Annotated in this window: 21 protein-coding genes and 1 tRNA gene; 8 read left to right on the forward strand and 14 right to left on the reverse strand. The window is 53.4% G+C overall.

The window, feature by feature from the left end; genetic code table 11:
• Window positions 1-194: 194 nt before the first annotated feature.
• On the forward strand, window positions 195-563 hold the full coding sequence (locus WJU22_RS26815; RefSeq protein WP_341841202.1) for a pentapeptide repeat-containing protein: 369 nt from the start codon (window positions 195-197) through the stop codon (window positions 561-563).
• A gap of 144 nt (window positions 564-707) precedes the next feature.
• On the opposite strand, the gene WJU22_RS26820 is transcribed toward WJU22_RS26815, so the two are convergent.
• Window positions 708-1,337, reverse strand: coding sequence for a Shedu anti-phage system protein SduA domain-containing protein (locus WJU22_RS26820; protein WP_341843799.1), 630 nt, complete (start codon window positions 1,335-1,337; stop codon window positions 708-710).
• A gap of 479 nt (window positions 1,338-1,816) precedes the next feature.
• Between WJU22_RS26820 and WJU22_RS26825 the strand changes: the two genes are divergently transcribed.
• The gene (locus WJU22_RS26825) at window positions 1,817-2,122 is read left to right on the forward strand and encodes a DUF1778 domain-containing protein (protein WP_341841203.1); all 306 of its coding nucleotides are present in this window, start codon (window positions 1,817-1,819) and stop codon (window positions 2,120-2,122) included.
• A gap of 198 nt (window positions 2,123-2,320) precedes the next feature.
• Window positions 2,321-2,596, forward strand: a complete 276-nt coding sequence (locus WJU22_RS26830; protein ID WP_341841204.1) for a GNAT family N-acetyltransferase — start codon at window positions 2,321-2,323, stop codon at window positions 2,594-2,596.
• A 111-nt stretch (window positions 2,597-2,707) separates the two neighbouring features.
• On the opposite strand, the gene WJU22_RS26835 is transcribed toward WJU22_RS26830, so the two are convergent.
• The 3 genes from WJU22_RS26835 to WJU22_RS26845 all read right to left on the reverse strand — a co-directional run bounded on the left by WJU22_RS26835 (window position 2,708) and on the right by WJU22_RS26845 (window position 4,933).
• Window positions 2,708-2,781 (reverse strand) — tRNA-Met (locus tag WJU22_RS26835).
• A gap of 124 nt (window positions 2,782-2,905) precedes the next feature.
• Window positions 2,906-4,051, reverse strand: coding sequence for an MFS transporter (locus WJU22_RS26840; RefSeq protein WP_341841205.1), 1,146 nt, complete (start codon window positions 4,049-4,051; stop codon window positions 2,906-2,908).
• Between the two features lie 120 nt (window positions 4,052-4,171).
• The gene (locus tag WJU22_RS26845; protein WP_341841206.1) at window positions 4,172-4,933 is read right to left on the reverse strand and encodes an NIPSNAP family protein; all 762 of its coding nucleotides are present in this window, start codon (window positions 4,931-4,933) and stop codon (window positions 4,172-4,174) included.
• Between the two features lie 99 nt (window positions 4,934-5,032).
• Between WJU22_RS26845 and WJU22_RS26850 the strand changes: the two genes are divergently transcribed.
• Window positions 5,033-5,296, forward strand: a complete 264-nt coding sequence (locus WJU22_RS26850; RefSeq protein WP_341841207.1) for a hypothetical protein — start codon at window positions 5,033-5,035, stop codon at window positions 5,294-5,296.
• A 39-nt stretch (window positions 5,297-5,335) separates the two neighbouring features.
• Here WJU22_RS26850 and WJU22_RS26855 read toward each other — a convergent pair whose 3' ends face one another.
• The 6 genes from WJU22_RS26855 to WJU22_RS26880 form a co-directional block, all read right to left on the reverse strand.
• Window positions 5,336-6,835, reverse strand: a complete 1,500-nt coding sequence (locus WJU22_RS26855) for a right-handed parallel beta-helix repeat-containing protein (protein WP_341841208.1) — start codon at window positions 6,833-6,835, stop codon at window positions 5,336-5,338.
• Window positions 6,836-6,842: 7 nt separating this feature from the next.
• Window positions 6,843-8,153 carry an IPT/TIG domain-containing protein gene (locus WJU22_RS26860; RefSeq protein ID WP_341841209.1) on the reverse strand — a complete coding sequence of 437 codons (1,311 nt, stop codon included), beginning with the start codon at window positions 8,151-8,153 and terminating at the stop codon, window positions 6,843-6,845.
• Between the two features lie 29 nt (window positions 8,154-8,182).
• Complete coding sequence (locus tag WJU22_RS26865) at window positions 8,183-10,006, reverse strand: RagB/SusD family nutrient uptake outer membrane protein (RefSeq protein WP_341841210.1); 1,824 nt, start codon at window positions 10,004-10,006, stop codon at window positions 8,183-8,185.
• A gap of 18 nt (window positions 10,007-10,024) precedes the next feature.
• A complete protein-coding gene (locus WJU22_RS26870; RefSeq protein ID WP_341841211.1) occupies window positions 10,025-13,438 on the reverse strand; it encodes a TonB-dependent receptor in 3,414 nt (1,137 codons plus the stop codon).
• Between the two features lie 104 nt (window positions 13,439-13,542).
• Window positions 13,543-14,625 (reverse strand): FecR domain-containing protein, encoded by a 1,083-nt coding sequence (locus tag WJU22_RS26875; protein ID WP_341841212.1) that lies wholly within the window; start codon window positions 14,623-14,625, stop codon window positions 13,543-13,545.
• A gap of 49 nt (window positions 14,626-14,674) precedes the next feature.
• On the reverse strand, window positions 14,675-15,220 hold the full coding sequence (locus WJU22_RS26880) for an RNA polymerase sigma factor (RefSeq protein ID WP_341841213.1): 546 nt from the start codon (window positions 15,218-15,220) through the stop codon (window positions 14,675-14,677).
• A 217-nt stretch (window positions 15,221-15,437) separates the two neighbouring features.
• Here WJU22_RS26880 and WJU22_RS26885 point away from each other — a divergent pair, with 217 nt between their 5' ends.
• Entirely contained in the window at window positions 15,438-17,963 is a 2,526-nt protein-coding gene (locus tag WJU22_RS26885) for a phosphocholine-specific phospholipase C (RefSeq protein ID WP_341841214.1), read from the forward strand.
• A gap of 56 nt (window positions 17,964-18,019) precedes the next feature.
• Here WJU22_RS26885 and WJU22_RS26890 read toward each other — a convergent pair whose 3' ends face one another.
• The gene (locus WJU22_RS26890; RefSeq protein ID WP_341841215.1) at window positions 18,020-18,835 is read right to left on the reverse strand and encodes a hypothetical protein; all 816 of its coding nucleotides are present in this window, start codon (window positions 18,833-18,835) and stop codon (window positions 18,020-18,022) included.
• 181 nt (window positions 18,836-19,016) lie between these two features.
• Window positions 19,017-19,856 (reverse strand): oxidoreductase, encoded by an 840-nt coding sequence (locus tag WJU22_RS26895; protein WP_341841216.1) that lies wholly within the window; start codon window positions 19,854-19,856, stop codon window positions 19,017-19,019.
• A gap of 254 nt (window positions 19,857-20,110) precedes the next feature.
• Here WJU22_RS26895 and WJU22_RS26900 point away from each other — a divergent pair, with 254 nt between their 5' ends.
• Both WJU22_RS26900 and WJU22_RS26905 read left to right on the forward strand, forming a co-directional pair.
• A complete protein-coding gene (locus tag WJU22_RS26900) occupies window positions 20,111-20,488 on the forward strand; it encodes an SWIB/MDM2 domain-containing protein (protein ID WP_341841217.1) in 378 nt (125 codons plus the stop codon).
• 183 nt (window positions 20,489-20,671) lie between these two features.
• A complete protein-coding gene (locus WJU22_RS26905; RefSeq protein ID WP_341841218.1) occupies window positions 20,672-23,053 on the forward strand; it encodes an ABC transporter permease in 2,382 nt (793 codons plus the stop codon).
• Window positions 23,054-23,056: 3 nt separating this feature from the next.
• On the opposite strand, the gene WJU22_RS26910 is transcribed toward WJU22_RS26905, so the two are convergent.
• Window positions 23,057-25,108 (reverse strand): alpha-ketoacid dehydrogenase subunit alpha/beta, encoded by a 2,052-nt coding sequence (locus tag WJU22_RS26910; protein ID WP_341841219.1) that lies wholly within the window; start codon window positions 25,106-25,108, stop codon window positions 23,057-23,059.
• Between the two features lie 123 nt (window positions 25,109-25,231).
• Between WJU22_RS26910 and WJU22_RS26915 the strand changes: the two genes are divergently transcribed.
• Window positions 25,232-25,651, forward strand: a complete 420-nt coding sequence (locus tag WJU22_RS26915; protein WP_341841220.1) for a MarR family winged helix-turn-helix transcriptional regulator — start codon at window positions 25,232-25,234, stop codon at window positions 25,649-25,651.
• Between the two features lie 87 nt (window positions 25,652-25,738).
• On the opposite strand, the gene WJU22_RS26920 is transcribed toward WJU22_RS26915, so the two are convergent.
• The gene (locus WJU22_RS26920; RefSeq protein ID WP_341841221.1) at window positions 25,739-26,350 is read right to left on the reverse strand and encodes a fumarylacetoacetate hydrolase family protein; all 612 of its coding nucleotides are present in this window, start codon (window positions 26,348-26,350) and stop codon (window positions 25,739-25,741) included.
• Window positions 26,351-26,510: the final 160 nt, after the last annotated feature.

A 26,510-nucleotide genomic window follows, 5' to 3' on the forward strand; every position in this document is an offset into this window, starting at 1 on the left:
TCTTGTTTTCTCCAAACAGATTGCATAAGGAAAAAATTGGGACGAAAACGAATTACAAATGCTATAGCGAAGGTTGATGCAGGAGCAAAATAAATAGCTGCCGTTCCTGCGAGACGAAGCGATTGTTTAAACACTTCGAGGAATTGGCGGACATTATTCTTACCATCATTTAAGAATTGTTATCTTACCTAAATATGAATCTCTCAGAATTTCTCTTGCATTACAAAAATGGGCAACGCAATTTCATTGGTTTGGATCTAGATGATCATGATTTTCATGCCCTGGATTTGTCAGACGCAGTTTTTGAGGAATGTTATTTCCATAGTACCTCTTGGGTTGGAAGTAATCTTCAAAATACCCGATTCAAAAATTGTAGTTTGAAGTGTGCCGACTTTAGAAATACAAACTTAACAAATGCAGCTATACAAGATTGTTTAGTTGATAGCATTGCATTTAATGGTGCAATTACTAAAGACTTTGTTTTCAGTGGAAACGACTTTTATGGAGCCACTGTTGACCAGAAAGATTTTGAAGAAACTTTCAAAGATGAGGATAGGAAATAAAAAAACCCGACAACAAATTGATTATCAATTGCTATCTGGCTGCGTAGCGAGATTGGGTGGATTATCTAACGAAATATTACAAGATTTACATTTTTTGGTATGCTTAGTTTGATCATCTAGATTAAACAACCTACTGATTTTAGCCTATCGTTTGAATACTTTTGATTTTCTCCAATAATTGCATTGTTCGACGTGCAAAAAGCTTCCCAGGATTCGATCCTTAAGCTGATCTTCAATTCTTTTCTCAAATTGTTTGATAAAATCCTCCTTCAAAATCTGTTTTATTCTTAGCTCATCAGGAGCCATGTATTCAAAAATGCTACCATTTAAAAGAGCCTTATCACCATACAACTCAAAATATTCATTTTTCCTTACTCCTAAATAAAGTTCCTGATGCTGCTCAGGTGCTTCTAACAAACTATCATAAGTTATGATCTTAAAATCCTCTGTTTCTTGTCCTTTTACCAGTTTACGTCTCATTGTACTTTGAATTTCCTCCCTTCTTCCAAATACAAGTACAAATTTGGGAAATACTGGATTATCAGACAATGGCTTCTTAATACCTTTAATAGTAGACTCCGAAAACTGCTGTAGATTGCTTGGTTCAAGCTTAAGCCATGCCCTCCATTTGTTTATTTGCTGGAGTGCTTGGACAAAATCAGGATGAAAATCATTACCTGTTTCTTTAAAAAAACGGCTATGCGGTTTTTCAATCTCAATAAAAACAGCGTTCCAATCGATAGAACTTTTTGAAAGGAAAAAAATCAGACGTATAGTCCCTTGCTAAAGAAATCTTGCGAATAACAAGACTAAAATGAATACCATGATTTTGAACAAATTCATTTGGTATGAACTGAGTATTCTTTTCTAGAAACTCTTGATATGTTTGTTCGGGATGCTTTCCATCCAACAATTCTCGAAATTTCTCCTTTATTTTTTCCATACCATTATTTGTATTTTAGGTATAAAACAAACAAAAAACCTGTAAGATACTAAGTTCTTACAGGTTTTCTGTACTTAAAGTTGTAGCGTGGAAGGGAGAATTGTTGAACCAATTTTTGAAAGATTGTAAATGCTTCAACGCACTCTCAAATTACATTAAATACACACCTACTATCATAGTGCTTGATTATCAATAAATTGTATAATTTCTTTTTAAAAGTCAAACTTTAACCCGCTCAATATCATTTGTACGGAAATTATCCGTACATTTGTGGAAATATTTAACTTTAAAATCTTTAAAACTACATTTTATGAAAGCAGCAGCCATAACTAGATTTGATGCTAGGTTGTCAGCTGAAATGAAAGATCTTTTTGAACAAGCGGCTGAATTAGGGGGATACAAAACTCTATCGGAATTTGTCATTTACTCTGCTAAGCTTCAGGCTGAGAAAATTATCGATAAGCATAACGAAATTCTAGCTTCAAAAAAGGATCAAGAAATTTTCTTTAATGCAATAATGGATTCAAGCGAGCCTAATAGTAAGCTTAAGAAGGCTGCTAATCGTTACAAAAAATTAACAAGGAGTAATGAACTATCAGACAGTAGCGTTAGATAACAATCACAAGAAAGAGGATTTCAATTGTGACAAAAAGCAATTAAATAGGTATCTACATGAACAGGCCACACAAGATGTGAAGAGAAGTTTGTCAGCCTGCTTTATTTTAGAAGGTAATAATAAAGCGGTAAAAGGATACTATACCCTATCGGGAGCATCAATAAAAAGAGATCTGGTACCCGACAATGTTAGAAAAAAATGCCTCCTTCTTATTCAGATTTGCCTGTAACTCTATTAGGAAGATTAGCAGTAGATAAAACCTGTCAAGGTCAAAGAATTGGTGAACTTCTTTTGATAGATGCTCTTTTTCGTAGTTATGAAAATTCGAAAATTATTGGCTCAATAGCAGTCGTCGTTGACCCATTGGATGAAGATGCTGTTGGTTTCTACAAAAAATATGGTTTTGTTACTTTACCTGACAGCGGAAAAATGTTTATGCCTATGAAAATGATAGAACAATTAGTCGAAGCTTAAAAATGCAATTCGATTATCGTTAATCGCACAGGCCGATTTTTCTATACAAAAATATTCCTCACAAAACAAAAAGGCTTCCAAGCAACTGCCGGAAAGCCTTTTCTGAAGATGTAGCGAGAGAGGGAGTTGAACCCTCGACCTCAGGGTTATGAATCCTGCGCTCTAACCGCCTGAGCTATCTCGCCGGTTCGATCCTGATCCGTTACCGGTTGTTCAAAATCGGAGTGCAAAGATAACGGCTATCCTTTAAAAGTCAAAAAAAATAATTGAAAAGTTTTACGCGCCCGAAAAGTCACGCCCCGCAAGGGTTTAACGCATCCGCCGCAGCATCGCGCCCCCCAGCACCAACATCAACATCCATCCCGAAAGCGCCACCGTTGTCAGGAATTGAACCCCCAGCTCCCTAACCACCCAGTCCATCCAGACATCCACCAGCAACCGGCCCGTCACCGCGACAGACAACACCACTCCGAACGCCATCCCCGACCGACCAGGATAACGCTCCCCCACCCATCCCAACATGATCGGAAACCCTCCCCCCAGGCCCCCTCCCATCAATATCATCCCCATCCCCACCGGCCAAAAACCTCCGCCCACCTTCAACAACAAAATTCCCGCCGGCAACAGCAACATACTCACCGCCAGCAACTGTCGCGCCGGAACGCTCCGGAATACACTCCCCGCCAGCATCCGCATCACCGTAAACCCCGCAGCGTACAACGTAAGCCCATACAGCGCGTCGCGCTCCTCCATCCCGCGGCCGGCCGTTACATACACCATCGACCAGTTATACAAAACCGTCTCGAAACCGGCCTGCAAAAACAAAAAACCTCCCGTGAGCCATAACGCCGGATCCCGCAGCCAGCGGGCTTCTCCGGGTGGCCGGCGCGCCGGGAAACGGATCCACACAAACAGCCATGCGAGCCCGAGCGCCAGCCAGCCCATCCACCGCAACACGCCCCTCCACATCAACAACGGCTTCAAACCCGCCACCACCTGCGGCATCGCCAGCATCCCCAACCCGAAAAACACCCCCATCAAACTTAACCGCACGCCCTTTTCCCGCACAGATATGTCGGCCACCACGGCGTTCGCGGCGCCGTTCATCATACCGCCGGAAACGCCGATGCAAAACAGCCAACACGCCAGTGCAGCGGCACTTTCCGCAGCCGCCATCCCGCGAAACCCCGCGAAAAAACCCGTCGCCGCAAGCCCCAGCAACCAGCGGTATCCCCATCGCTCACTGGCCGGCCCCATCAGCAGCGTGCCACCGAGAATTCCCAGCAGCAACCACCGGAAAAGGGCCCGCAGCTCCGCCTCGCCCAGCGCAAACGCCAGCCGCAGGTCCAATGCCATGGCGCGCGGCATCGCCAGCGCCGCTCCCAACAGCAGCAGCCCGGCACAGCCCGCCCAGAAGATGAAATGCTTGTCGTAATTGTGTCCTTTCCTTAGCATCGGTCGAGTTCTCTGTATGTGACAGTCTCCCCGATATACGCCGTTACGCGCCGGCCGTTTTTCCGGCGGCAATAAAAAAGCCCCCGTTCCCGGGAGGCTTCGCAAAGCAGCTTGCGCTACTTAAATATCGGAATATTCCAACGGTCGCAGGAAAAACTTCTCGTTGCGGGACACGTTGTTCTTGTATTGCTCGTCGGCCTGGAGCTTTTTCCAGTTCTCGTCCGCTGAAAATGCTTTCCAGTGTGCATCGCGGTCTTCCTGGTCCATGAAAGTGGTCATGTACATGAGGTTCGGCATGCGGGAACCGGCCAACACTTCGCCATAAAACACGGCGTTGAATTTCAGTTTTTTGAAGATACCGATCTCGTCTCCGGCGTTGAACATCTTCACTTTGTTGCGGTAATATTTTTCCGTCGGACTTTCATAACTCCGCAATTCATACACACGCTTGCTTTTCGGGCCGGTCAATTGCGGCTCCTGCATGGCGGGCATGCCGGAAAACGCCTTCAGCAGGATGGTTTCCAACCGGGTGTAGGGAACCTGGTCGTGGGGCGCGTCGATGTAATCCTTTCCGGCTGAAAGCCACTGCTGGTCGCGGTCGAGGCGCGATTGCAGGGAGCTGAACTGTTCGAGGGATTTGAAAGGGACGAACACATAGATCCGCAGATCGGCCGTGTCTTGCACGATCGGCTGGAAAACGCCGACGGACGCGATGCCGTTGCGATGCAGCGCGGGCAGGTGCGCGGTGCGCAGGTAATCGCTGACCTTTTGCAGCTGGGCCATCGTTTTGAAATGATAAATGCGGATCTCGTAAATCTCGGGCGATGCGGCACGCGCCAGCATGGAGCAAAACAGCGCGGCTGCGAACAGGAAATGTTTCATATGGAATTTTTAAAATGCACCGTCAAATTACGGCCCGGCGGGGAAAGTTGCAAGCCCGGCATTTTTATGTAGTTTCGGCCCGTAAACCTGTCCGACCTTATGAAAATCGCTCCAGACAAATGGAAACACTTCTTCGTAGGCATTCCCATGGGTGCCGTGCTCCTGGGATTTTGCGCTTACATCCTCCCTTCAGCTCCCATCAAAGCCGCTGCGCTGGCCCTTGTGCCGGTTGTCGGCATCAGTTATGGATTTGAGTTGTTCTCAAAAATAACTGGCAAAGGGCATTACGATGTAATGGACGCCTTTGCCAGCATTCTTGGCGGGATGGTCGGCATCGGGGCCGTTCTCCCGTTCCTTCTGTAAAAATTTATTGCACCGCGCCGATGCTCGTTTTTCCGTTCACTACGCGCGGTTGACCGTAGAAATCGACCGTTCCGGCCTTATCGTCCGCCACCACGAAACCTGCGTTCTTCGCGGGGGAGTTGGCGGGAATGCGGAAGTCGCCCGGTAAAAGGGGTCTTTGCCGTGGATGCTCGCCGCATCCACGCCGGAAGTCGTTTTCCAGGTAGCGAAATCGGTGATGGCAGGACCGTTGATCGAATTCCATATCCAGCCCGCGGGTGCCGTTGGCGCAAAGTAGAGGTTGTTGTCCACTACATTTCCGCTGCCGGTGTTGGTGTATTTGTGGAAGAAAAGATCGTCGGCGCCGGCTACCACGAGGTTGTTCCGGAAAACATTGTCGAAGCAGTGCTCCGTCATCCGCAGTTCCCCTTCTATCTCGCCATAGGCGCCTCTTTCACGGTTATTGCCTACTAGCGTGTTGTTGAGCACGTAGCATCTGCGGGAACCGCCGCCGGTGTAATTCAGGTATCCTCCCATGTAAATCCCTACGCGATGGCTGCCCGTTACGATGTTGTTGCGAACGATGCAATCGCTGGTCGGGAATGCGTCGGTTTCGCTGACCACACCGATGCCGCGGTCGCAATCGCGGACGCGGTTGCGCTCCACGATGATGTTGCGCGCGCCGTCTACATAGATGCCGATAGCGCCATGGCCGTGCGTGCCTCCGATGGGGCCGGTGGTCATGTCGATGTTCCAGAGCTCGTTTTCGGAGATAACGCCGTTGCGGGCGTAGTTGCGCTCTGGCACGGGGTTTCCGGCGTATCCGCCGGCCGCGTCGATCCCGATGTTTTCGGCGTTGTAAATTTTGTTGCGGCGAATGACGAACCCGTCCACAAAACCATTGATGGTAAGGTTTTCGCTGTAACCGGTATTGCAGTCGTGGATCTCGTTATCTTCCACCAGCACGTTTTTCATCGCTACGGCCGTGTTGCCGATGATCTCGATGGCGTGGCCGCTGCGCCCGTCTGTGGGCGCGGCGTTATGCTCGATATGATGGATTTTGTTCCGGCGGATGATGATGTTGCCGGAGCCTTCGTCTGCCAACACCCCATTTGGATTTACCCAGGGCGCGCTGCTGATGAGGTTACAGATCTCGAAACCTTCGAGCACCACGTAACTGGCGTTGCGGATGAATACCATGGCGTCTTTCCCGGAAACGCCCAGCCCGGTGCCATCAAGCACGGGTTGTTCGCCGGGATATGCTTTGAGGGTGATCAGCTTTCCTTCGCGGCCGCTTCGCGGGAAGCGTACCTTTTCGAAATACTTCCCTCCCCTGACCATCACGGTATCACCGGCCACGGCTTTCGCAAGGGCGTCGTTGATTTTCGCGTAGGGCGCATCCTTCGTTCCGGGCGCATTGTCGTTCCCGGAGGTTGACACATACAGCGTGCGGGGCCCGTTTTGTGGTTTCGGGCTTTCTCCACCGTTCCCTCCCTTGCTGCAAGCGGTAGCCGCGAGCAGCGCCAGGAGCGCAAATCCTTGTATAATCATCCGTTTCATACTTTAATTATTCAGATACGATTTTCCTGACCCTGTTATTGTTTTTATCGAGCACGTAAGAAATCCCGTTATTGTCGGTAGTGATGCCCTGTGCGCCGGCAAATTTGGCGGCTTCGCCGAGTGCGTTGGCATATCCGTAGGCGTTGCTGCCGGCGTAGGTGCTCACGCGGCCGGTGCGGCCGTCGATATAGCGGATGCTTTGGTCGGCGTTGCCCGAACCTCCGTTCCAGCTGCCGTTCCCGGCTACGTAGATATTGCCTTCATCGTCTACGCAGAGCGCCCAGGGCAGGGAGAACTGCGCTTCTTCCGCCGTTCCGTTCCGGTAACCTGCGGGAGCCGCGGAACCGTCGGCCGCGAGTTTCCCGGCTACGACGGTGCGCGCCCAGGTGTCTTTGGCATATTTGAAGATCGCGTTATGACCACTGCCCGACATGTAGAGGTTGCCTGCTTTGTCGAACCCGATCCCTGCGGCCCACAGCATATCGCTGACAACAGTTTCTTCGCCGCCGCCCGGCTTGATGCGGTAAACGCCGCCTGCACCGGTGGAGCTGTAGAATACTTCATTCGTGGCTTTATTCACCGTAACGTGCCAGGGCTCATGCGAGGCGCCGTGGTAGTCGGTCACCACGCCCTGGGGCGATATTTTCTTGATCTTCCAGGTGCTGGGATCGGCGGTGTAAAGGTTGCCGTCTTTATCGATAGCGAGGCCGTAAGGCAGGAGGAAGCGGGCTTCCGTGCCGGTGCCGTTCGCGTCGCCGGGGGAGTTGGTGCCGGCGAAAGTGCTTACACGGCCGGAGGGGTCGATCTTACGGATGCAGGTATTTCCCACATCGGTCACGTAAACATTACCGTCTTTATCGGTCACGATGCCGGAGCCGCGCTGCCAGTCGGTCCCACCGAAATTGAACATGGCGTCTTCGCCTTTGGCGTTCAGGTATCCTGCTACGCCGCTACCGGCGAAAGTAGTAACGGTGCGGGTGAAGATGTAATCGAATTCGCCGGAGCTGGCTACTTCCTTCCCCCCGATTTTCACGGAAACCGCGCCGGAGCCGCATCTTTTGGGGACAATAGCCATGATCTGGCGGGTATTGCAACCAACGATAGCGAGTTTCTTGCCATTGATGGTCACTTCCACCTCGTTGGAATCGTTACTGAAATTGGAACCGGAAATAAGGATGGACGTGCCATGCCCGCCCGTTTGCGGGATGAACCCGGAGATGGTCATGGGCACCCCGGCCTCATGCTGCTCCTTGTCCTTCGAGCAGGCCGTCAGCAATACGGCGGCGGCCAGCAGGTATCGTGAGAATGTTTTTAACATGTTTGCTTTCATTGAAATGAGGAATGAAATTACCAACCGGGATTTTGTACCAGCGCGCGGTCGCGCTCCATATCGCCCTGACCGATGGGGAAGAGATACATCTTATCTTTCCAGTAGCGTTGCTGCAACAGTTTACGGGTATATAAACCGGTGAAGGAAAAGCCCTGCCCGTTGTCCGGCGCATTCACGTCGAGCGCATACACGGCGGTGTATTCTGCTTTCCCCAGCAGGAGGCGGCGGGTCAGCGTCCAGTAGCGGTCGCCTTCGAAGCAAAGCTCCACCATTCTTTCGCGGAGGATATGCTTGCGCATTTCGTCTTTATTGCCCACAGCGCCGCCATACACGGTTTCAATACCGGGCAGGCCTGCACGGGTGCGCACTTCGTTGAGGTATTTCACGATGTCGGGGTTGGAAGGATCGTATTCGTTGAGCGCTTCCACATAGTCGAGCAATATTTCCGCATAACGGAAAAGAATAAACGGCGCTTTATGCGGCACTAGCTCCGTATAAATGTTGCTGGTGCTGCTGATTCGCTTGAGGGGCATGTACCCTGTGATGCTGTTGCTCCCGTTCTCGCGCTGGCCCGACTTTCCGGAGTAATAAAACTCAATACGCCCCGTTCCGTCTGTGTTTCCGCCGGAAGAGTAACGGTTGCGCTCATCGGGTGTGGTGGCGGGAACGATGGTTTTTCCGTTGTATTGAATGAAAGCGTAGAAGCGCGGCTCACGGTTGGCGTACATGTTCCACTGGCCTTTTTTATGGCCCCAGCTTTCGGCCTGGTTGTTGTCCGCGAAACCGGTTTCCTGGTAAGTGGATGCGGGATCGCTGATGATGCGCCCGTTTTTCATGGAAAACGCGTCTACCAGGTTCTGGGTGGCGCAATACATGCCGTAGCCGCCGGGCTGCGGGGAGGCGCATTTGGTGAAGCCCCAGCGCCACCAGGTGATCACGCCCAGGATGATCTCATCGTTCCAGGCGGTGGTATGCACGTCCCGAACGGATTCGTAGGGATTGAAGGAGCTGCCGCCGTTATCGGTGTTCACGAACAGTTTGTAGGCGTTCAGGTCGATCACGGCTTTGGCGGCCGCCGCTGCATCGCGCCAGCGATCGGGATTTTTGGAGGCCGGCGCCAGGGGCTTACCGTCCTGGTTCTTAAAGCTGGCGAAATTGGGATTGCCGTTCCACAGTTCGCTCGCCGCAAGCTGGGCCACTTTCGCCTTGATGGTCAGACAGGCCCCTTTCGTAGGCCGGCCGTTGTTGCTGATAGATTCCCAGGCAACCGGGAGCCCCGCAGCGGCAGCGTCCATCATTTCATTGATGTACGCCGCACATTCGTCGAACGATGCGCGGGGATATTTGTTGTAATCGTCGTTCCGGCTCATGATGTCTTTCACGAGCACGAACGGACCGAACTGGCGGAGGAGGAAGAAATAGTAATACCCGCGGAGGAAGCGGACTTCAGCTTTGTATTGCGCTTTCAGTTCGTCGCTCAGCTGGTTGGAGGGCACTTTATCGATGTTCTGTTCGAACACGAAAGTTTTCCGGATGCCGGCGTACATGCTGCCCCAGTTGTTGAAGTATCCGGACGCGGGGCTCCAGTTCCCGGCCACCATCTGGCGCGAAGCCGTGGTGCCGATAGACACGTGCGATTCGTCGGAAGCGCCCATGGTGGCGAAGTCGCCGCCATCGGTCAGGTACATGTGGCTGTAGGTGTTGTACAGGTAGCCTTCTGCGTTGGCTTTGGTCTGCCAAACCATTTCCTCGGTCAGCAGGTTATCCGGCTGTTTGTCGAGATATTTCGTACAAGATGCGAAGCAAATGGCCAGCAGCGGAAAAATTATCTTCTTGATCATATCGGATCTTTGTAACGGTTAGAATTGCGCCCTCAGCCCGAGGGTGATGGTCCTGGAATACGGGTACCTCGCGCCGTAGGAGCCCAGTTCGGGGTCCCACAGTTTGAATTTGGAGAACGTCAGCAGGTTGGTGCCGTTGGCGTATACCTGCAGGTTGCTGATACCCTTGATATGATTGGCGGAGGTGATGATGTTGTAGGAGATGGAAGCCTGCTTGAGGCGCATGAAGCTTCCGTCTTTCAGCCACCAGTCGCTATCTACGTAGTTATTGTCGGACGTATTGGCGACGGTTAGGCGGGGGTACCACGCGTCCTGTCGGGGATTTTCCTTCGTCCAGCGGTCATCCATTTTACTGAGGACGCTGGCGGTATACAGGCCGATACCCGCAAAAGGTACCACGCCCACGCCGGCCGACGCGCCGGTCCCCGGATCGATCACGGAACCATTGGCCATAATACCAACGTCCGCCACACCGGCGAACAGTGCGGAGATCTCCCACCTGCGGTAACCGAGGTTCAGGCCGTAACCGTACGACCAAACCGGGAAGCTGGATTTGCCGAGGTAGTCCCTGTCGTTGGCATCCACCACGCCATCGCCGTTGAGGTCGGTGAACTTGATATCGCCGGGATGCATGGGGCGCATCTGTTCGGGGCTGCGGGCCACGTCATCGTCGTCGGTGAACAGGCCCAGGTTCCTGTATCCCCTGAACTCGCCGAACATGGTGCCTTCGAATTGCTGGTAGGGGAATAAGGCGACCGGATTGTCTGCATTGATGATCCTGTTGCGAGCGTAAGTAACGTTACCGAATAAACGAAGCGTGAAATCCTTGCCCAGTTTCGTGTTATATTCGATACTGCCGTCGAAGCCCTTGTTCTCCATTTCACCGAGGTTGGCATAGATGGCGCTGCCGTCATAACCGCCGATGGAGGAGATGGATTGGCGGCCGATGAGGATCTGGCGGCGGCGGTCTTTGAACAAGTCCAGCGTCAGGTTCACCTTTTCCCACAATCCCACATCCAGGCCCACGTTCGTTTTGAGGGATGTTTCCCAGGTGAGGCCTTCGGTACCGAAAACGGATACTGCGATACCGCCGAAGTCAGTAGGGTTCGTTCCGAATCCAATGCCGGATTTACCGGATTCCAGGTAGGTCAGGTAACCGAAGCGGTTACCGTCGAGCACATCGTTACCGGTTTTACCTACGGAGAGGCGCAGCTTCAGTAACGAAAACGCCTTTTGCTGTTCCATGAAAGCTTCCTTAGAGATCACCCAACCTGCGGAAACGGCGGGGAACAGGCCCCAACGCTCCCCTTTCTGGAAATTCTCGGAGCCGGTGGCGCCGAAGTTGCCTTCCAGGAGGTACTTATCCATAAAAGCGTATGTGACGCGGGCCGCGGCGTTCTGGCTGCGGAACGGGATGGAAGTTTTCAGGTCGCCGGCGCTGCCGATCACGCGGTTGCGGATCGCGCCTACGACCATGGCGCCGATCGAATGCGCACCAATAGTACGGTCGTAGTTCACGGTCCCTTCCAGGTACATCATCCTTTCCCCCGAAGAAGAAGAACCATATCCCAGGAACCGGTCGCCGAAGCGCGTTTGCGAAAGCACGAGGTTGCCGTTCGCATCGCGCCGGTTGGCATACCACAGATCGTTCAGGCCACGGCGCTGGTTGGAGAATTCGCCATAGGAGTCAAACGAGAACCGCCCGGTAGCCGAAAGCCCGTGCAGTATCCCATCCAAGTTTTGCGTGAGGGAAAGCACCGATTGCACGGAAGGTTTGAATTCCGTAGCGTATCCCTGGTTCTGCACGAGGTTGAAGGGGTTCACACCAGCGGTATTCGGCGGGCCGGCCGCAAAACCGCCAGGGTATTCGATCGGGTAGGCGATGGGATTGGTGGCGTAAGCCGAGTACCAGATGCTACCAGCCGAAGCGCCCGGGTAGCGGCTGTTGACCAGCATCGCCGCGAGGTTCAGGGATAAAGTGGTGGTTTTGGTCACGTTGAGGTCCACATTGCTGCGGAAGTCGTACCGTTTGAAATTCAGGTTGGGATTGTACCCGTTCTTTTTCGTCACGTTGTACTGGCCGTCCTGGTTATAGAACGACATGGAAACATAATACCGCATGGCCTCTCCACCGCCAGATACGTTCACGTTCGAGTTGGTCATCGGCGTCCAGGGTTTGTAGATCTCACCGATCCAGTCCACGTTCGGATAAATATAGGGATCCAGGCCACTGGCGGTTTTAGCGATGGTCTCTTCGGAATATTGCGGCTGTTCGCCCATGTTGGTGCGCGCTTCGTTATATAGTTGCATGTATTTCACGCCGTCCACCATTTGGGGGAGCTTGGTGAGGCCGTTAACGCCGGCCTCTGCCTTGGCAGCGACTTTCGGCTTCCCGGCTATGCCGCGTTTGGTGGTAATGATGAGCACCCCGTTAGCCCCTTTGGCGCCGTACACGGCCGTGGCGGACGCGTCTTTCAGCAACGAAATGCTCTGGATATCCTCCGGATCGATGTTGTTGAAAGCGCCGCCATAGGTGCTGTTCACGTCGTTCCGCTGAACGCCGTCCACAATGATGAGCGGGCTCACGCTGCCTCTAAAGGTGCCGATACCGCGCAGGGTGAAAGTGGGATTGTCGTATCCCGGTTCTCCCCCGCCGCTGCCCATACTGATCACGCCGGCCACTTTACCTGCGAGGGCGTTGGTGAGTGAGGGAACGGGCGTGCGCATATCCGCCATGTTGACGGAAGCTACCGAGCCGGTTACCGTTACTTTTTTCTGTTTACCGAAACCTACAACGACTACTTCATTGAGCTTGTCCACTTTCGCGGTGAGCGTCACTTTGAGGGTGCGTTGCCCGTTGTAGGCGATTTCCACCGGGTTCATCCCGATCATGGCTATGCGCAGCGTCTGCCCTTCTGAAACGGCGATGCTGAACACGCCCATTTCATCTGTAGCCGTTCCGCGCGAGGTACCGTTTACCGCCACCGTGGCCCCGGGCAGCGCGTTCCCTTCCGGGTCCATGACTTGCCCGCGCACGGTGGTTTCTTTCGGCGCTTCCTGCGCTACGGCCGGTTTTGCGGCAGGCGCCGCCTTGCGCTCCAGCACAATACGGTTGCTGCGCACCTGGTAAGCGAGGTTCCGGCCTTTCAGCACGAAATCCAGCACTTCCTCCAGTTTCGCATTACGAAAATCCAGGTTCAGCCTGTCGTTGTCGTTCAACAGCTGATTGCTGTACACCAGCGTGAAGCCGGTCTGTTTCTTGATCGAGCGGAACACCTGGACGATCGGCATGTTGCTGCCCGTCACGGTCACCGGTTTCTGCAGGGCAGGATCTTTTTCCTGGCCAAATGCGGGGATGAACGCGGAAAACATCAAACATACAATCACCAGGGATCGCACTGCCTGCCGGCAATTGCGCATACATTTTCTCATGTGGAAAAAATTGGTTTTGGTTGATATCAAATCAACATAACTACACCTGACTCACCGGAATGGGTGACAGGGGTCGAAAAAATTTTTCGGGGAAGGAAGAAAAATCAGTGGAGGCGGACCGTCCGGCCGTCGTAATCCACTTTTCCGCCGGTTGTAATGGCGAGATCGTTGAGGAATTCGGGGAGGCGCGCCCTGTCCATCAACCCGGTCACTTTCACGCCGTCAAACTTCCCGTCGGCGGCTTCGAACGGAAGCCCGTAGAACCGGGAGGCGTCTGTCAGCAGATCGGGAACGCTGGCATGATGGAAATACTGGATGCCGTTCATCCAACTGAGCACGTCGTCTGCATCGAACGGCGCGGCCGTAAGCCCCGTGCCGGAGCTTTCCGCCTGCTGGCCGGGCGTCAGCCTGAGCTGGCGGCCGTTGCGCGCCTGCAGCAGCACGCTCCCCTCCACCAGCGCGGTTTTATCGGAACCGGCCGTGTAGGTATTGATATTGAAGGAAGTGCCCAGCACGCGCACATCCGCCTGCGGCGTGTGCACGATGAAAGGCCGGTCGGTTTCTTTCGCCACATGGAAATACGCTTCGCCTTCCACCGTCACCTCGCGCTGCCGCGCGCCGAACTGGAACGGGAAATGCAGGCGTGTGGAGGCATTGAGCCATACCTCGGTACCGTCAGACAACGTCAGCCGGTAATTTCCGCCTGCAGGAACGTTGAGCACGGTCACGGTGGTGTCGGCGCTTTCGTAATCGAGTTTGCCGTTTTCCGAGCGCAGGGTGGCCTGGCCGAGGGATACGGTTTGCGCGGCGCTGTCGGGGTGGAAGTTGACCGTTTTGCCGTTGGCCATGGTCAAACTGATGCCGGGCAAGGGCGCCGCGGCGTTTTGAGCGGTTTTCGCACCTTCTTTGGCATCGAAATGGAACGCGAACCATACGCCAGCGCCCAGAACGGCCGCTGCGGCGGCGTAAGGCATCCAGGCGCGGAGGGGCCTGCGTGGCTTCCTGCGCTGTTTCAGCTCGTCCAGCCCTTCCACCGGCTCCACGGCCTTCACGTATACCGCCGTGCGCTGCGAGCGCGCGTCGGCTGAGAGGGCTTCCCAGGCTTCGCGGAACGCAGGGTCTTCCTCCAGCCTCCGCTCGATAACGGCCTCCTCTTCCGGCGACAATCCGCCGGAAAGTTTATCCATGTATAATTGAAATATTTGGTCCTGGTACTCCATGATGCCGGTTAACAAGTTATGGTTTTTTCTGATGAATGACCGAACGCAGGAGTTTTAGCCCGCGTTTCAGGTGGGTCTTGAATGAATTGACGCTGATCCCCATTTCGTCTGCCGCTTCCTGGTAACGCTTGCCCTCCATATATACCATGTGGATCGCCATGCGCTTCTGGCCGGTCACCTGCTCGAGCGACGATTGCAGTTGCCGGTAATATTCCCCGCCGCTGCCCTCCTGCTCCGGCCGCCAGCTTTCGTCTTGCAGGCTGGAAAATGCTTCCTGGTGCCCGTCGCGGATCTTCTGGCGCTTCAGGTGGTTGAGGCAACGGTTCTTCACGGCCATATGCAAATAGCCCTTCACGTCCCCGTTGAACTGGAGATATAGCTTTTTGTCCCAGATGTCCATGAAGAAAGTCTGCACCAGGTCTTTCGCTTCATGTTCCTGCTGCAGGAACCAGAAAGCATTGGCGCAGAGAACCTTATAATATTTCAGGAACAATGCGTCGAACGCGGTAACGTCTCCCTCCTTCAGCCGGTCTACCAATAATGTGTCTGGAGATTGGTCCATAACGTATTCCTTAACCCCGATGATTGCTGTCGTCTAATGAATTTGATTCCCGATGATGCTGGTTGATTGGATGCCGTAAGTTAGAAAATTTCCCCGGGGATTTTCCAACCTCTTTTTTGTTTCGGTTTCGGGTTTTATTTCCGTTCACATTATTTTAATATACTTAAAAAATGTTTTTTTATATTTTAACGTCCTATATTTCTCAAACCACGTCAACATGGATAACAGAAGGGAATTTCTGAGGAAATCAATGCTCCTCTCCGGCGCCGCCGGCCTGTCTTCTTTCATGCCCGCCTCCATTCAGCGCGCCATGGCCATCGAGCCGGCGCCGGGCTCCAGCTGGGCGGATGCCGAGCACATCGTCATCCTCATGCAGGAAAACCGGTCGTTCGACCATTGCTTCGGCACCCTCCAGGGCGTCCGCGGGTTCAACGATCCCCGCGCCATCACGCTCCCCAACCGGAAACCGGTCTGGCTGCAAACCGACCAGGAAGGCAAAACCTTTTCGCCTTTCCGGCTCGATCTGAAAGACAGCCGCATCACCTGGATGGGCGCATTGCCGCACGGGCGGCACGACCAGGTAGACGCCAACAACAAAGGCAAATACGATCAGTGGCTCCTCGTCAAACAATCCGGAAAAGCCAGCTGGAAGAACATGCCCCTCACCCTCGGCTACTTCACCCGCGAAGACATTCCCTTCAACTACGCCCTGGCCGACGCTTTCACCATCTGCGACCAGAACTTCTGCTCCGCCATGACCAGCACCACGCCCAACCGGTCGTTCTTCTGGACAGGCAAAATCACCGTTCCGGAAAACGGCGCGCCTAAAGCGCACATCCGTAACACCGATTACAGTTACGGCAAACTGGGATGGGAAACTTTCCCCGAACTGCTGTCCCAAAACGGGGTAGACTGGAAATTCTATCAGAACGATCTCTCCTGCGGTGGCGGCTTCCAGGGCGAAGAACGCGCCTGGCTCGCGAACTTCGGTTGCAATCTGCTCGAATTCTTTAAAGTATATAACGTGCAATTCTCCGACCGGTACGTCACCAATCTGCAAAAACAGATCGACGAACTGCCGGCCGAAATCCGCGCGCTGACGGAAGCCAGCCCTTCGTCTGACGAAGTATCGAAGAAAAACCAGGCCGCCATCAAGAAGAAACAGGAAGTGCTGGACAATGCTACCGCTGAAATGGCAAAATGGGGGAAAGCAAGCTACGCGAAGCTCGACAACAAGCAGAAAGAACTGTTCCACCGCGCTTTCGTGATCAATACCAACGATCCCCAGTTCCGTAAGCTCTCGCAGCTCGATTACGACGACAACGGCACGAAGCGCACCCTGCCCGTTCCCGCCGGCGACCTTTTCTTCCAGTTCCGCGACGATGTGGAAAAAGGAAAGCTGCCGACCGTATCGTGGCTCGCGAGCCCGCAGAATTTCTCCGATCACCCCAGCGCGCCCTGGTACGGTGCGTGGTATGTGTCTGAAGTGATGGACATTTTGACGAAAAACCCGGAAGTCTGGAAGAAAACCATTTTCATCGTTACCTACGACGAGAACGATGGTTATTTCGATCACGTGCCGCCGTTCTCCATCCCCGACAGCAAGAAGCCCGGCACCGGTAAGGTTTCGGCCGGTATCGATACGGAAATAGAGCATGTGCGCAAGGAAAACGAGGTGGCGCAAGGCGTTGCCGAGAAGCACGCCCGCGAAGCCCCGATAGGCCTGGGGTACAGGGTCCCGCTGCTGATCGCATCGCCCTGGAGTCGTGGCGGAAAGGTATGTTCCGAAGTGTTCGATCACACCTCCACCCTCCAGTTCCTCGAAACGTACGTCGAAAAGAAATTCAAAAAGAAAATCCGCAGCGGCAATATCAGCGAATGGCGGCGCACGATCTGCGGCGATCTCACATCCGCCTTCAGCGAAACCAACGCCGTTCCTTCGTCCAGACTGCCTTTCCTTGACCAGCAAAAATTCGTGTCGGAGATTTATTCCGCGCAATTTAAAGACCTGCCGTCCGGCTTCCGCGAAATCAGCGGCAGCGAGCTGGATAACATGATCGCGCATCCGGAGAAAGCCAATCCGCTGGCCAAACAGGAAACCGGCACCCGCCCGTCTACCGCCCTGCCTTACGAACTGTATGCCAGCGGCGTGTACGATGCTACCAAAAAAGCGTTCGTGATCGTCATGGGCGCGGGCAATAAATTATTCGGGCAACGTTCTGCCGGCTCGCCGTTCACCGTGTACGCGCCGGAAACCTTCGCGGGCGAAACCTGCCGCAACTGGCACTTCGCGGCCAAAGCCGGCGACCAGTTCACCTACGAATGGCCCCTCGCGGAATTCGGTTCGGGGAATTACGCACTCCGCCTCCACGGCCCCAACGGCTTCTACCGCGAGTTCCGCGGCGGCAAGCAAGACCATGGCGTGCGGGTGGATATCAATTATGAAACTTCAGGAAAAACGAAATCCCCCACCGGCAACCTCCTCCTCACCCTCGAAAACCGCGGCGCGGAAACGGTAGCCATGCGGCTGCTGGACCATGGTTACGGCAAATCCGACAACGCTTTCACCATCGCTCCCGGCGCAAGGAAAGAAATCATCGTGACGAAAAGCGAGCACAAAGGGTGGTACGATTTCAGCGTGCTGGCAGACAAGTTCCCCGGCTGGGGCCAACGCTTCGCGGGGCGCGCGGAAAGTGGGAAGGAATCCATTACGGACCCCGTCATGGGCAAAGCGATCAGCTAAGTTTGAATTGCCATAGAAACGAAACAGCCGGCTCCCTGGGATGCCGGCTGTTTTATTCAGAAGCGGGGCGGTTTGCTTAAATCTGCCCGGCCGCGCCCATCGTAGAAATATTTTATCGATGCAGTTGACTGGTACCGGCTCATTCCGCCACCGCTGCCTTGCGCCCAGCCATATGAATGTATTCGGAGCGCATTATTTTCCGACTGCCCGCGCTCGAGCATATCTTCAAACAAAACAACACCCTTGACGGGGTTGATCTTGTTGTCGTACTCCAAATATTGTGTAACATCCTGCCCTACGTGTTTCCCGTCGATATAGGTATCTGCGGTGCTGGTATATACATTGCCCCGCCTGTCGTGCAGGAAGGTGTTCTTCGTTAAGATGTTGCCATTTTTCCATTCGATGCGGTCGAGTTTACGCATCGTTTTGAAATAATACCAGGCGGTATCGGTCGGCAAACCCGTGGCGTCGCTGTAACGCACCCGCACCCAAACGTTCCCTTTACCAAGCAGATATTTCTTCCTCGAAGTGGGCGGCCCATCCTGCCCTTCCACATACGTTCCGATAACGATGGAATCTTTTTCGTAAGATACTTTTTCATACCGCCGCTGATCGAAAATATAACTCCCCGGTAAACCGCCCGGTATAAATACCCCGACCCTTCGGGTGATATGTTCCAGCGAAAAATGTAGCGCATATTTGGGCATTACCAAAACGGGCCCGGGTACGGGAGTTACCATTACATACTGTTTGGTGTACATCACCAGCATACTGTCGACCCGCGTCGTGGGCAACTGACCGGTATGTTCGGATTTTTTACAGGAAAAAATGACGATAGCACCAAGGCATAAAGGGAGTAATCGGGAAAGCATAACGTTGGTTGAAGGGATTATTCCTATCAATTTACGGAAAATTCGTCCTGCGATTTCAAATTTCCTGCCACATGAAAAGAATTGCCTGATCCGCCTTGAATGGCTGGGAGCCCACGAAAAGAAAGCCGCCGTGAACAGACACGGCGGCTGGAATGCGGGTGGATGGAGGGCCTGCGAAATACTAATTTTCGAAGCCTGTGGCGGTGGCCAGGGTTTTGACGGCGGCGAGATCGAGGCCTACGGCGGCGATCTTCTGTTCCGCCAGCTGATAGGCGTCTGCGCCGAGGAAGAGGTGAAGCGGCGCCGTACCGTTTTCCAGGACGCGGATCATCACATCTGCCGCCTTGTCAGGATCGCCGGGCTGCTGGCCGTTGTAATCCTGCTGATGGAGGGCCTGCATTTCGCGGACATTCTTGTATTCGGGCATTTCGGTGGCCGGAACGCCGAGCGATCCGCCCAGGAAATCTGTCCGGAAATAGCCCGGAGATACAACGGTAACGCCCACGCCGAAGGGTTTCACTTCCTGGGCCAGCGACTCGGAAAGCCCGTGCACGGCGAATTTGGTGGCGCAATAGATCCCGAAAGCGGGGAACCCGCCCGTGAAGCCGCCGATAGACGCGATGTTGAAGATATGCCCGCTTCCCTGGGCGCGCAGGAACGGGAGCGCCTGGCGGATCACGTTGAGCGATCCGAAGACGTTGATGTCGAAATTGGCGCGGGATTCCGCGTCTGTCAGCTCCTCGATCGCGCCAACTTGTCCGTACCCGGCATTATTGACGATGACGTCTATCCGCCCGAAATGCGCTACGGTAGCGGCAACGGCCTGGCTAACGGCCGATTCGTCGCGGATATCCAGGGCGATGGGGAGCAAATTTGCGGAGGTTTCGCCGAGAGCAGCCACGAGATCGGCCCTGCGGCGGGAGGTGGCGGCTACACGAAAGCCTCTGCTGATAAGGGTTTTGGCCAAAGAAAGGCCCAGGCCTCTGGAGGCCCCGGTTACAAACCAGACTTGAGTGTTCATTGAATGTCAGTTAAAAGGTGATCGTTCTGTGAGGTGAACGAATGCAAAGTTAGGGGGCCCGGGCGGGAGGGACTTTACACGCAGGAAACCAAAAATTGCATAATTCAAACCGCCGAATCCCCCCTTTTGGCAAAAAAACTGCATTTCCGGGGGGAATGGCATGATTTTGATAGGAAAAGTTGAACCAGGATAGGATTGGACTGTTTATATTAGTGCTATCAAATCCTTTTTAACCACATTAAATATCGCGTATCATGGCAAAATCGGTGAAGCAGCCCGCAAAGAAGGCCGCAACCAGCACAACGGCGAAGAAAGCCGCAACCCCTAAGAAAGCCGCTGACAAAGCAGCTGCACCCAAAAAGGCTGCCGCCAAAACTGCCCGCAAACCCAATGCGGCTTTCATGGCCCCCTTGACGCCCAGCACTGACCTCGCTGGCGTAATCGGTGCCGCAGCCGTCCCCAGAACTGAAGCCACCAAAAAAATCTGGGACTACATCAAGAAAAACAAACTGCAGGATGAAAAAAACAAACGCATGATCAATGCCGATGCCAAACTGCTAGTAATCTTCGGTGGTAAAAAGCAGGTTTCGATGTTCGAACTGGCCGGAATCGTGAACAAGCACCTGAAGTAATCCTGCCCATAAGCATTTCAGAAAAGGAGGCCCGAAAGCCTCCTTTTTTATGCCCCCATTGTCCGTTTCCGGACACCCACCTGTACCATTCCGGACAATTCCATCCCATCAACGAATTGATTATCAATAAGTAAGGATTTTGGCCTTTTTTATGCCGATTCCCTGCTTCATATTCGTTCATGTATGTGGAAAATCCAATTGCTGACCGCCTGGCGTCGTCTTAAAAACAATAAACCTTACGCGATCATCAACATCGCGGGCCTCGGTGCAAGCCTCGCTTGCGCTATTCTGCTTTATCTGTTCATTAATTATCACCTCCGGTTCGATAATTTCCATCCCGATGCCGACCGCATTTACCGGATCAGCACCCGCACGATGTACGGCGGGATCGAAGATTTTAACGAAGGGGTGCCGCAACCCCTGGGCAAGGCGCTCCGCAACGACTATACTTTCTTCGACGAAGTAGCGATGCGCGTCACCTACGGCCGGCGGCTCCTCACAGTGCAGGAAAACGGGCAAAAACAGAAGTACGACGTCCGCCCCGCGTACGTGGAACCCTCCTATTTCCGCATCCTCAACTTCCCGCTCATTTCCGGCGATCCGGATAAAATCCTCAATGAGCCCAACAACGCCATCATCACCCAGGAAATGGCGGAAAAACTCTTCCCCGGCCAAAACCCCATCGGCAAAACGGTCCGCCTTTCCAATAATCAGGACTTCACCGTCAGAGGCATCGCTCAAAATCTCCCGAAAAATACGGACCATACTATCGACGTTTTCGTCTCCTATTCGGCACACAAAGACATCAACCCTTACATGGCCAGCGATAGCAGCTGGGGTAGTATCGCCAGTTCCATCCAATGTTACGTTAAACTGAAACCCGGTGTTACGCCGGAGCAGGTGGAAGCCGTGTTTCCGGAAGTACTCAAAAAATACCAGCCGAACGAGATCAATCTGATGTTTTTCAAAATGCTGCCCATCCGCGACCTGCATTACGATACGCGCTACAGTGGGACCATCCAACGGAAATACTTATGGTCTTTGGGATGGATGGGTGCATTTCTCGTGTTCACGGCCTGCATTAACTTCATCAATCTTTCCACGGCCCAATCGCTCCGCCGCATGCGCGAAGTGGGCGTCCGCAAAGCGTTGGGCAGCACGCGCTGGCAAATCTTCAGCCAATTCCTTTCCGAAACGTTCCTCATCGTAGCCACCGCGGTGATCATCGCCGGCACCATTGTTACTCTCACCCTTCCGCAACTCAACAAATCACTGTTCACTGATATTTCGCTCGATCGTCAAACCATCGTTACACTCCTCGTATTTTCCGCTGTCCTCCTGTTGGCGGTAGTATTCATGGCGGGATATTTCCCCGGTGTGATGCAGTCAAAACTGAACCCCGTTAAAGCCATCCGCGCCCAAGGCGAAACCACCGGCAAAAAAATCTTCACGATGCGGAAAACGCTCATCGTCATGCAGTTCATCATCATGCAGGTCATGATCGTCGGCGCGATCGTCATTGCCCGGCAAATGAATTATTCCATGACGTCAGACACCGGCATGCATAAAAAAGGAGTGCTCCTCGTCAATATTCCAGACAGGAAACCCGCTACGCTCCACACGCTACGCAACCGCATCATGCAACTTGCCGGCGTACAAAACGCTTCCTATTGCATGGCTGCACCGCTGTCGCATACCAACCGCTCAACAACGATCCGCTACGGCGCCAAAACAACAGACGAAGGCTGGCAGGTAAGTGTGAAATTCGGTGATGAGAACTATTTATCGACTTTCGGAATTCAGTTGATCGCCGGCAGCAATATTCCCGCGTCAGATACTGTCAACGGTATGCTCGTCAATGAAGTGCTGCTCCGCAAACTGAACGTGCCATCTCCGGCAGATATTATCGGCCACCAGGTCCGTATCGATGGAACGAATTCCGTTGTGCGCGGGGTTTTCAGGGATTTTCACAATCAAAGTTTCCACGGTGAGGTAGAGCCCCTGGTCGTATATTCCAATATCGATGAGTTCGATGTACTGGCCATCCGTATCAATATGCAGCAGGCTTCCATCCTCCTGCCCGCCATCGATAAAATCTGGAACGAAACCTTCCCCGATTATATGTATCGGTCCAGCTTTATGGACGAGGATATCGCCGGCATGTACGAAGCGGAAACCATGCTGATGCAGTTGGTGCAGATATTTGCCATCGTGGCGGTGCTGATCGGCTGCCTCGGGCTGTACGGTCTGATCAGCTTCATGGCCATCCAGAAAAAGAAGGAAATCGGTGTAAGGAAAGTACTCGGCGCCAGCGTTCCATCGGTGATCTGGCTCTTCGGGCGCGAATTCACATTTATGCTGGTGGCGGGCTTCGTGCTGTCGGCCCCCATATCGTGGTGGCTGATGACGAGCTGGCTGGAAGGGTTCCAGTACCGGATCGATTTGGGGCCGGAAATTTATGTTGTAACCATCGCGCTGTGTGCCGTCATCACCGTGCTCACGGTAGGATACACGTCTGTCCGCGCGGCGTTGATGAACCCTGCGATCAGCCTGAAAACCGAGTAAGGATCAATAAGCGAGGATTTCGCGGATTTGCGCGGTCACTTTTTCCGGTGTGGGCAACATCTGTTTTTCCAGTTCGGTGTTAAGCGGAACGGCGGGCAGATCGAGCGCACCGTAAGTGAAAACCGGTGCATCGAGGAAACGGAAGCATTGGCGGGAAATCCTCGCCGCCAGGGATTCCGCGAAAGAATTGCCGAGCTGCTCTTCCGTCAGCACGAGGCATTTTCCCAGTTTCTTTACGGATGCGAACACGAGCTCCTCATCGAGGGGGAACAGCGTCCGCAGATCGATGATTTCCACCTTCCCCGGAAACTGCGCCGCAGCGGCTTTCGCCCAGTAAACGCCCATTCCATAGGTGATAACGGTCATACCTTCTTCCGCTTCCTGGACCACGCGCCCCTTGCCCAGCGGCAGGATGTAATCGGCCGAGGGCTCGATGGTCATCGCATCTTGCGTGCCCGGCACCTTGCTCCAGTACAGCCCTTTATGTTCCAGCATCACGACAGGGTTCGGATCGAGGAAAGCCGCTTTCATCAAGCCTTTCAGGTCGGCAGCGTTCGACGGGTATACGATCTTGATGCCTTTGATCGTCAGCAATGTACTTTCCACACTCCCTGAATGATACGGCCCCCCGCCCCCGTAAGCCCCGATAGGCACGCGGATGAGCGATTGAACGGGGAATTTCCCGCAGGATAAATAACAGCTTTTCGACAATTCGGTCACTAACTGGTTGAAACCGGGATATATGTAATCGGCGAACTGCACTTCCACGATGGGTTTCACGCCGGTAGCGGAAAGCCCGGCGGTGCTGCCGATGATGTATGCTTCCTGGATGGCGGTGTTGTAAACACGGTCGTCCCCGAATTTCTCGGCCAGTGTGGCCGCTTCGCGGAAAACCCCTCCCAGCCTGCGTCCCACATCCTGCCCATACAAAATCGCTTCAGGATGTGCCGTCATGATCTCTTCGATGGCATGTAGCGCCGCATCTACCATCACTACTTTACTACCGCCTGCGGGCGTACGTTCTCCGGATGCTTCCGTTACCGGCGTAGGCGCGAAAACATGGTCGCGGACGGTGGAAATATCCGGGTCTGGACTGGCCACAGCGGCGGAAAAAGCCTCTTCCACTTCGCGCTGCGCGTCCAGCTCGATGTCCGTCGCTTCCCGGACGCTGCCGATCTGGCTGCGGAGGCGTGGCAACGGATCGCGGGATTGATGGCGGGCCAGGTCTTCCGGCGTGCGGTACCATTCCCGGCGAACGCCGGAAGTGTGGTGGCCGAGCAGCGGAACGGTGGCATGAACGAGAATGGGCTTACGTTCCGAGCGAACGAAGGAGATGGCGGATTCCATGGCGCGGTAGCTGGCTTCGAAATCGGCCCCGTCTACCCGGATGCGCTCCAGGCCCTTGAACCCGGCGGCGTATTCGTAGGCGTCCATGGCGCGGGCCTCGTCGGCGCTCACGCTGATGCCCCAATCGTTGTCCTGCACGAGGAAAATGATGGGCAATTGTTTCAGCGCGGCAAACTGGAAAGCTTCGGCTACCTCGCCTTCGGTCACGCTGCCGTCGCCCAGGGAACAGAGGACCACGGGTTTCTCGTCATCTGCCAGCAATCCGGAACGTTCCAGATATTGGACGCCCTGGGCCATGCCGGTAGTGGGGATGACCTGCATGCCGGTGGCGCTGCTTTGGTGGGGAATGATCGGTTTATCCGTGTCGCGCGAGCTGGGATGGCAGTAATACGAGCGGCCTCCGCTGAAGGGGTCGTCGCCTTTGGCGAGGAGTTGCAGCATGAGGGTGTAGGGAGAAAAACCGAGGGCGAGCATCATGGCATCGTCCCGGTAATAAGGACTTACGTAATCGCAGGGTTTGAGCTGGAGGCCGGCGGCCACCTGGATGGCTTCGTGGCCGGCGGAGGTGGAGTGAACGTATTTGCAGATGGGCCGGTTGGCTTCGTACTGGTCTGCCATGCGGCGTGCGGTGCACATGAGGCCGTACGCTTTGCGGAGGAGGGCCTGGAAATCGGGGTCTGCCTCGCGGTGCGTAATGGTGGCTTTCAAAACAGGAACGCTTATGTTATCTTTAAGCACGCAATATTGTTTTGGTGATGATGGCCGTATCGTTCAAATAGTTGCCATAGCAACTATTGCTACTGCAAATTAATGAATATGCATGAATCTTTCGTGAGTAATCCGTCTTTTTTTAAGCTGGATGCCACATTAAAAAAAATAAAGAATTACTGGCAGAAGAGTTTCGATGCCCGTGGGCTGGACATTACGGTGGACCAGTGGTTGCTGATCGAGAATCTCTACAAGCATAAGCGTATAACTCACAATGAGTTAGCCCGGCTCACGTCGAAAGATATCACGACCGTTTCGCGGATTATCGAGTTATTGGTGCGCAAGGAGCTGGTGGAGCGGCAGGGGTCTACGGACGACCGGCGGAAGGTCTTTTTGCAATTGACGCCCGAGGGGGTGAGCAAGTATAAGGAAGTGCGGCCCCTGGTGCTGGAGATGCGCGAGATCGGTTGGAAGAACCTGACGGAAGGGGATTTTCAGGAGATGACGCGGATCCTGGACGTGATTTATTCCAATATCCCGTAAAAAGAAAAAATTAAAAAGGAAAAAGCCCGTACTCTTTTAACTTTTTAATTTTTACTTTTTAGTCTGGCGGACTGGTGAACGGGTCAATTATTTTACCATGAATTCAAGCAGGCTGTCGTCTTCGATGAACGCTTCGAGGGTATCTCCGATTTCCACGGGGCCCACGCCTTCGGGAGTGCCGGTGAAGACGAGGTCGCCGATATTGAGCGTAAAGAAACGGGAAATATAGGCGATCAGTTTGTCGAAAGAAAACAGGAGGTCGGCCGTGTTGCCCTGTTGGGCGATTTCCTTGTTTTTGTAAAGACAGAAGTTCATGTCTTTCAGGTCTGTCGTTTCCGTGATGGGGATGAATTTGCCGACAACGGCTGAATTATCGAACGATTTGGCGATTTCCCAGGGAAGGCCCTTGGCTTTCTGTTTCTCCTGGAGATCGCGGGCGGTGAAGTCGATGCCAACCGAGATATGGTCGTAATATTTGCTGGCAAATCTTTCCTGGATGTGTTTCCCGTTTTTAGAAATCCTCAGCACCAGCTCGCATTCATAATGAAGGTTATCCGTGAATTCCGGATAATAAAATGGATGGTTGTTTTGCAGCAGGGCATTCTTTGGTTTCATGAAAATCACGGGTTCGGAGGGCACTTCGTTCTTCAATTCTTCTGCATGTTTGGCATAGTTTCTTCCAACGCAGATAATTTTCATAATGCGTGTATTTTGTAAGGTTAATAAAGCCTATGGTTAGACCCATAGCCCACAACACATTGCCCACTGTACGCACTATCATCCGGATGTTTGGAGAAAATATGCCGGTTGATATAACGATCAGTGGTACACGGATCATGACCTATAGCGGTTAAGGTAG

Source organism: Chitinophaga caseinilytica, from assembly GCF_038396765.1.
Taxonomy (GTDB): Bacteria; Bacteroidota; Bacteroidia; order Chitinophagales; family Chitinophagaceae; genus Chitinophaga; species Chitinophaga caseinilytica.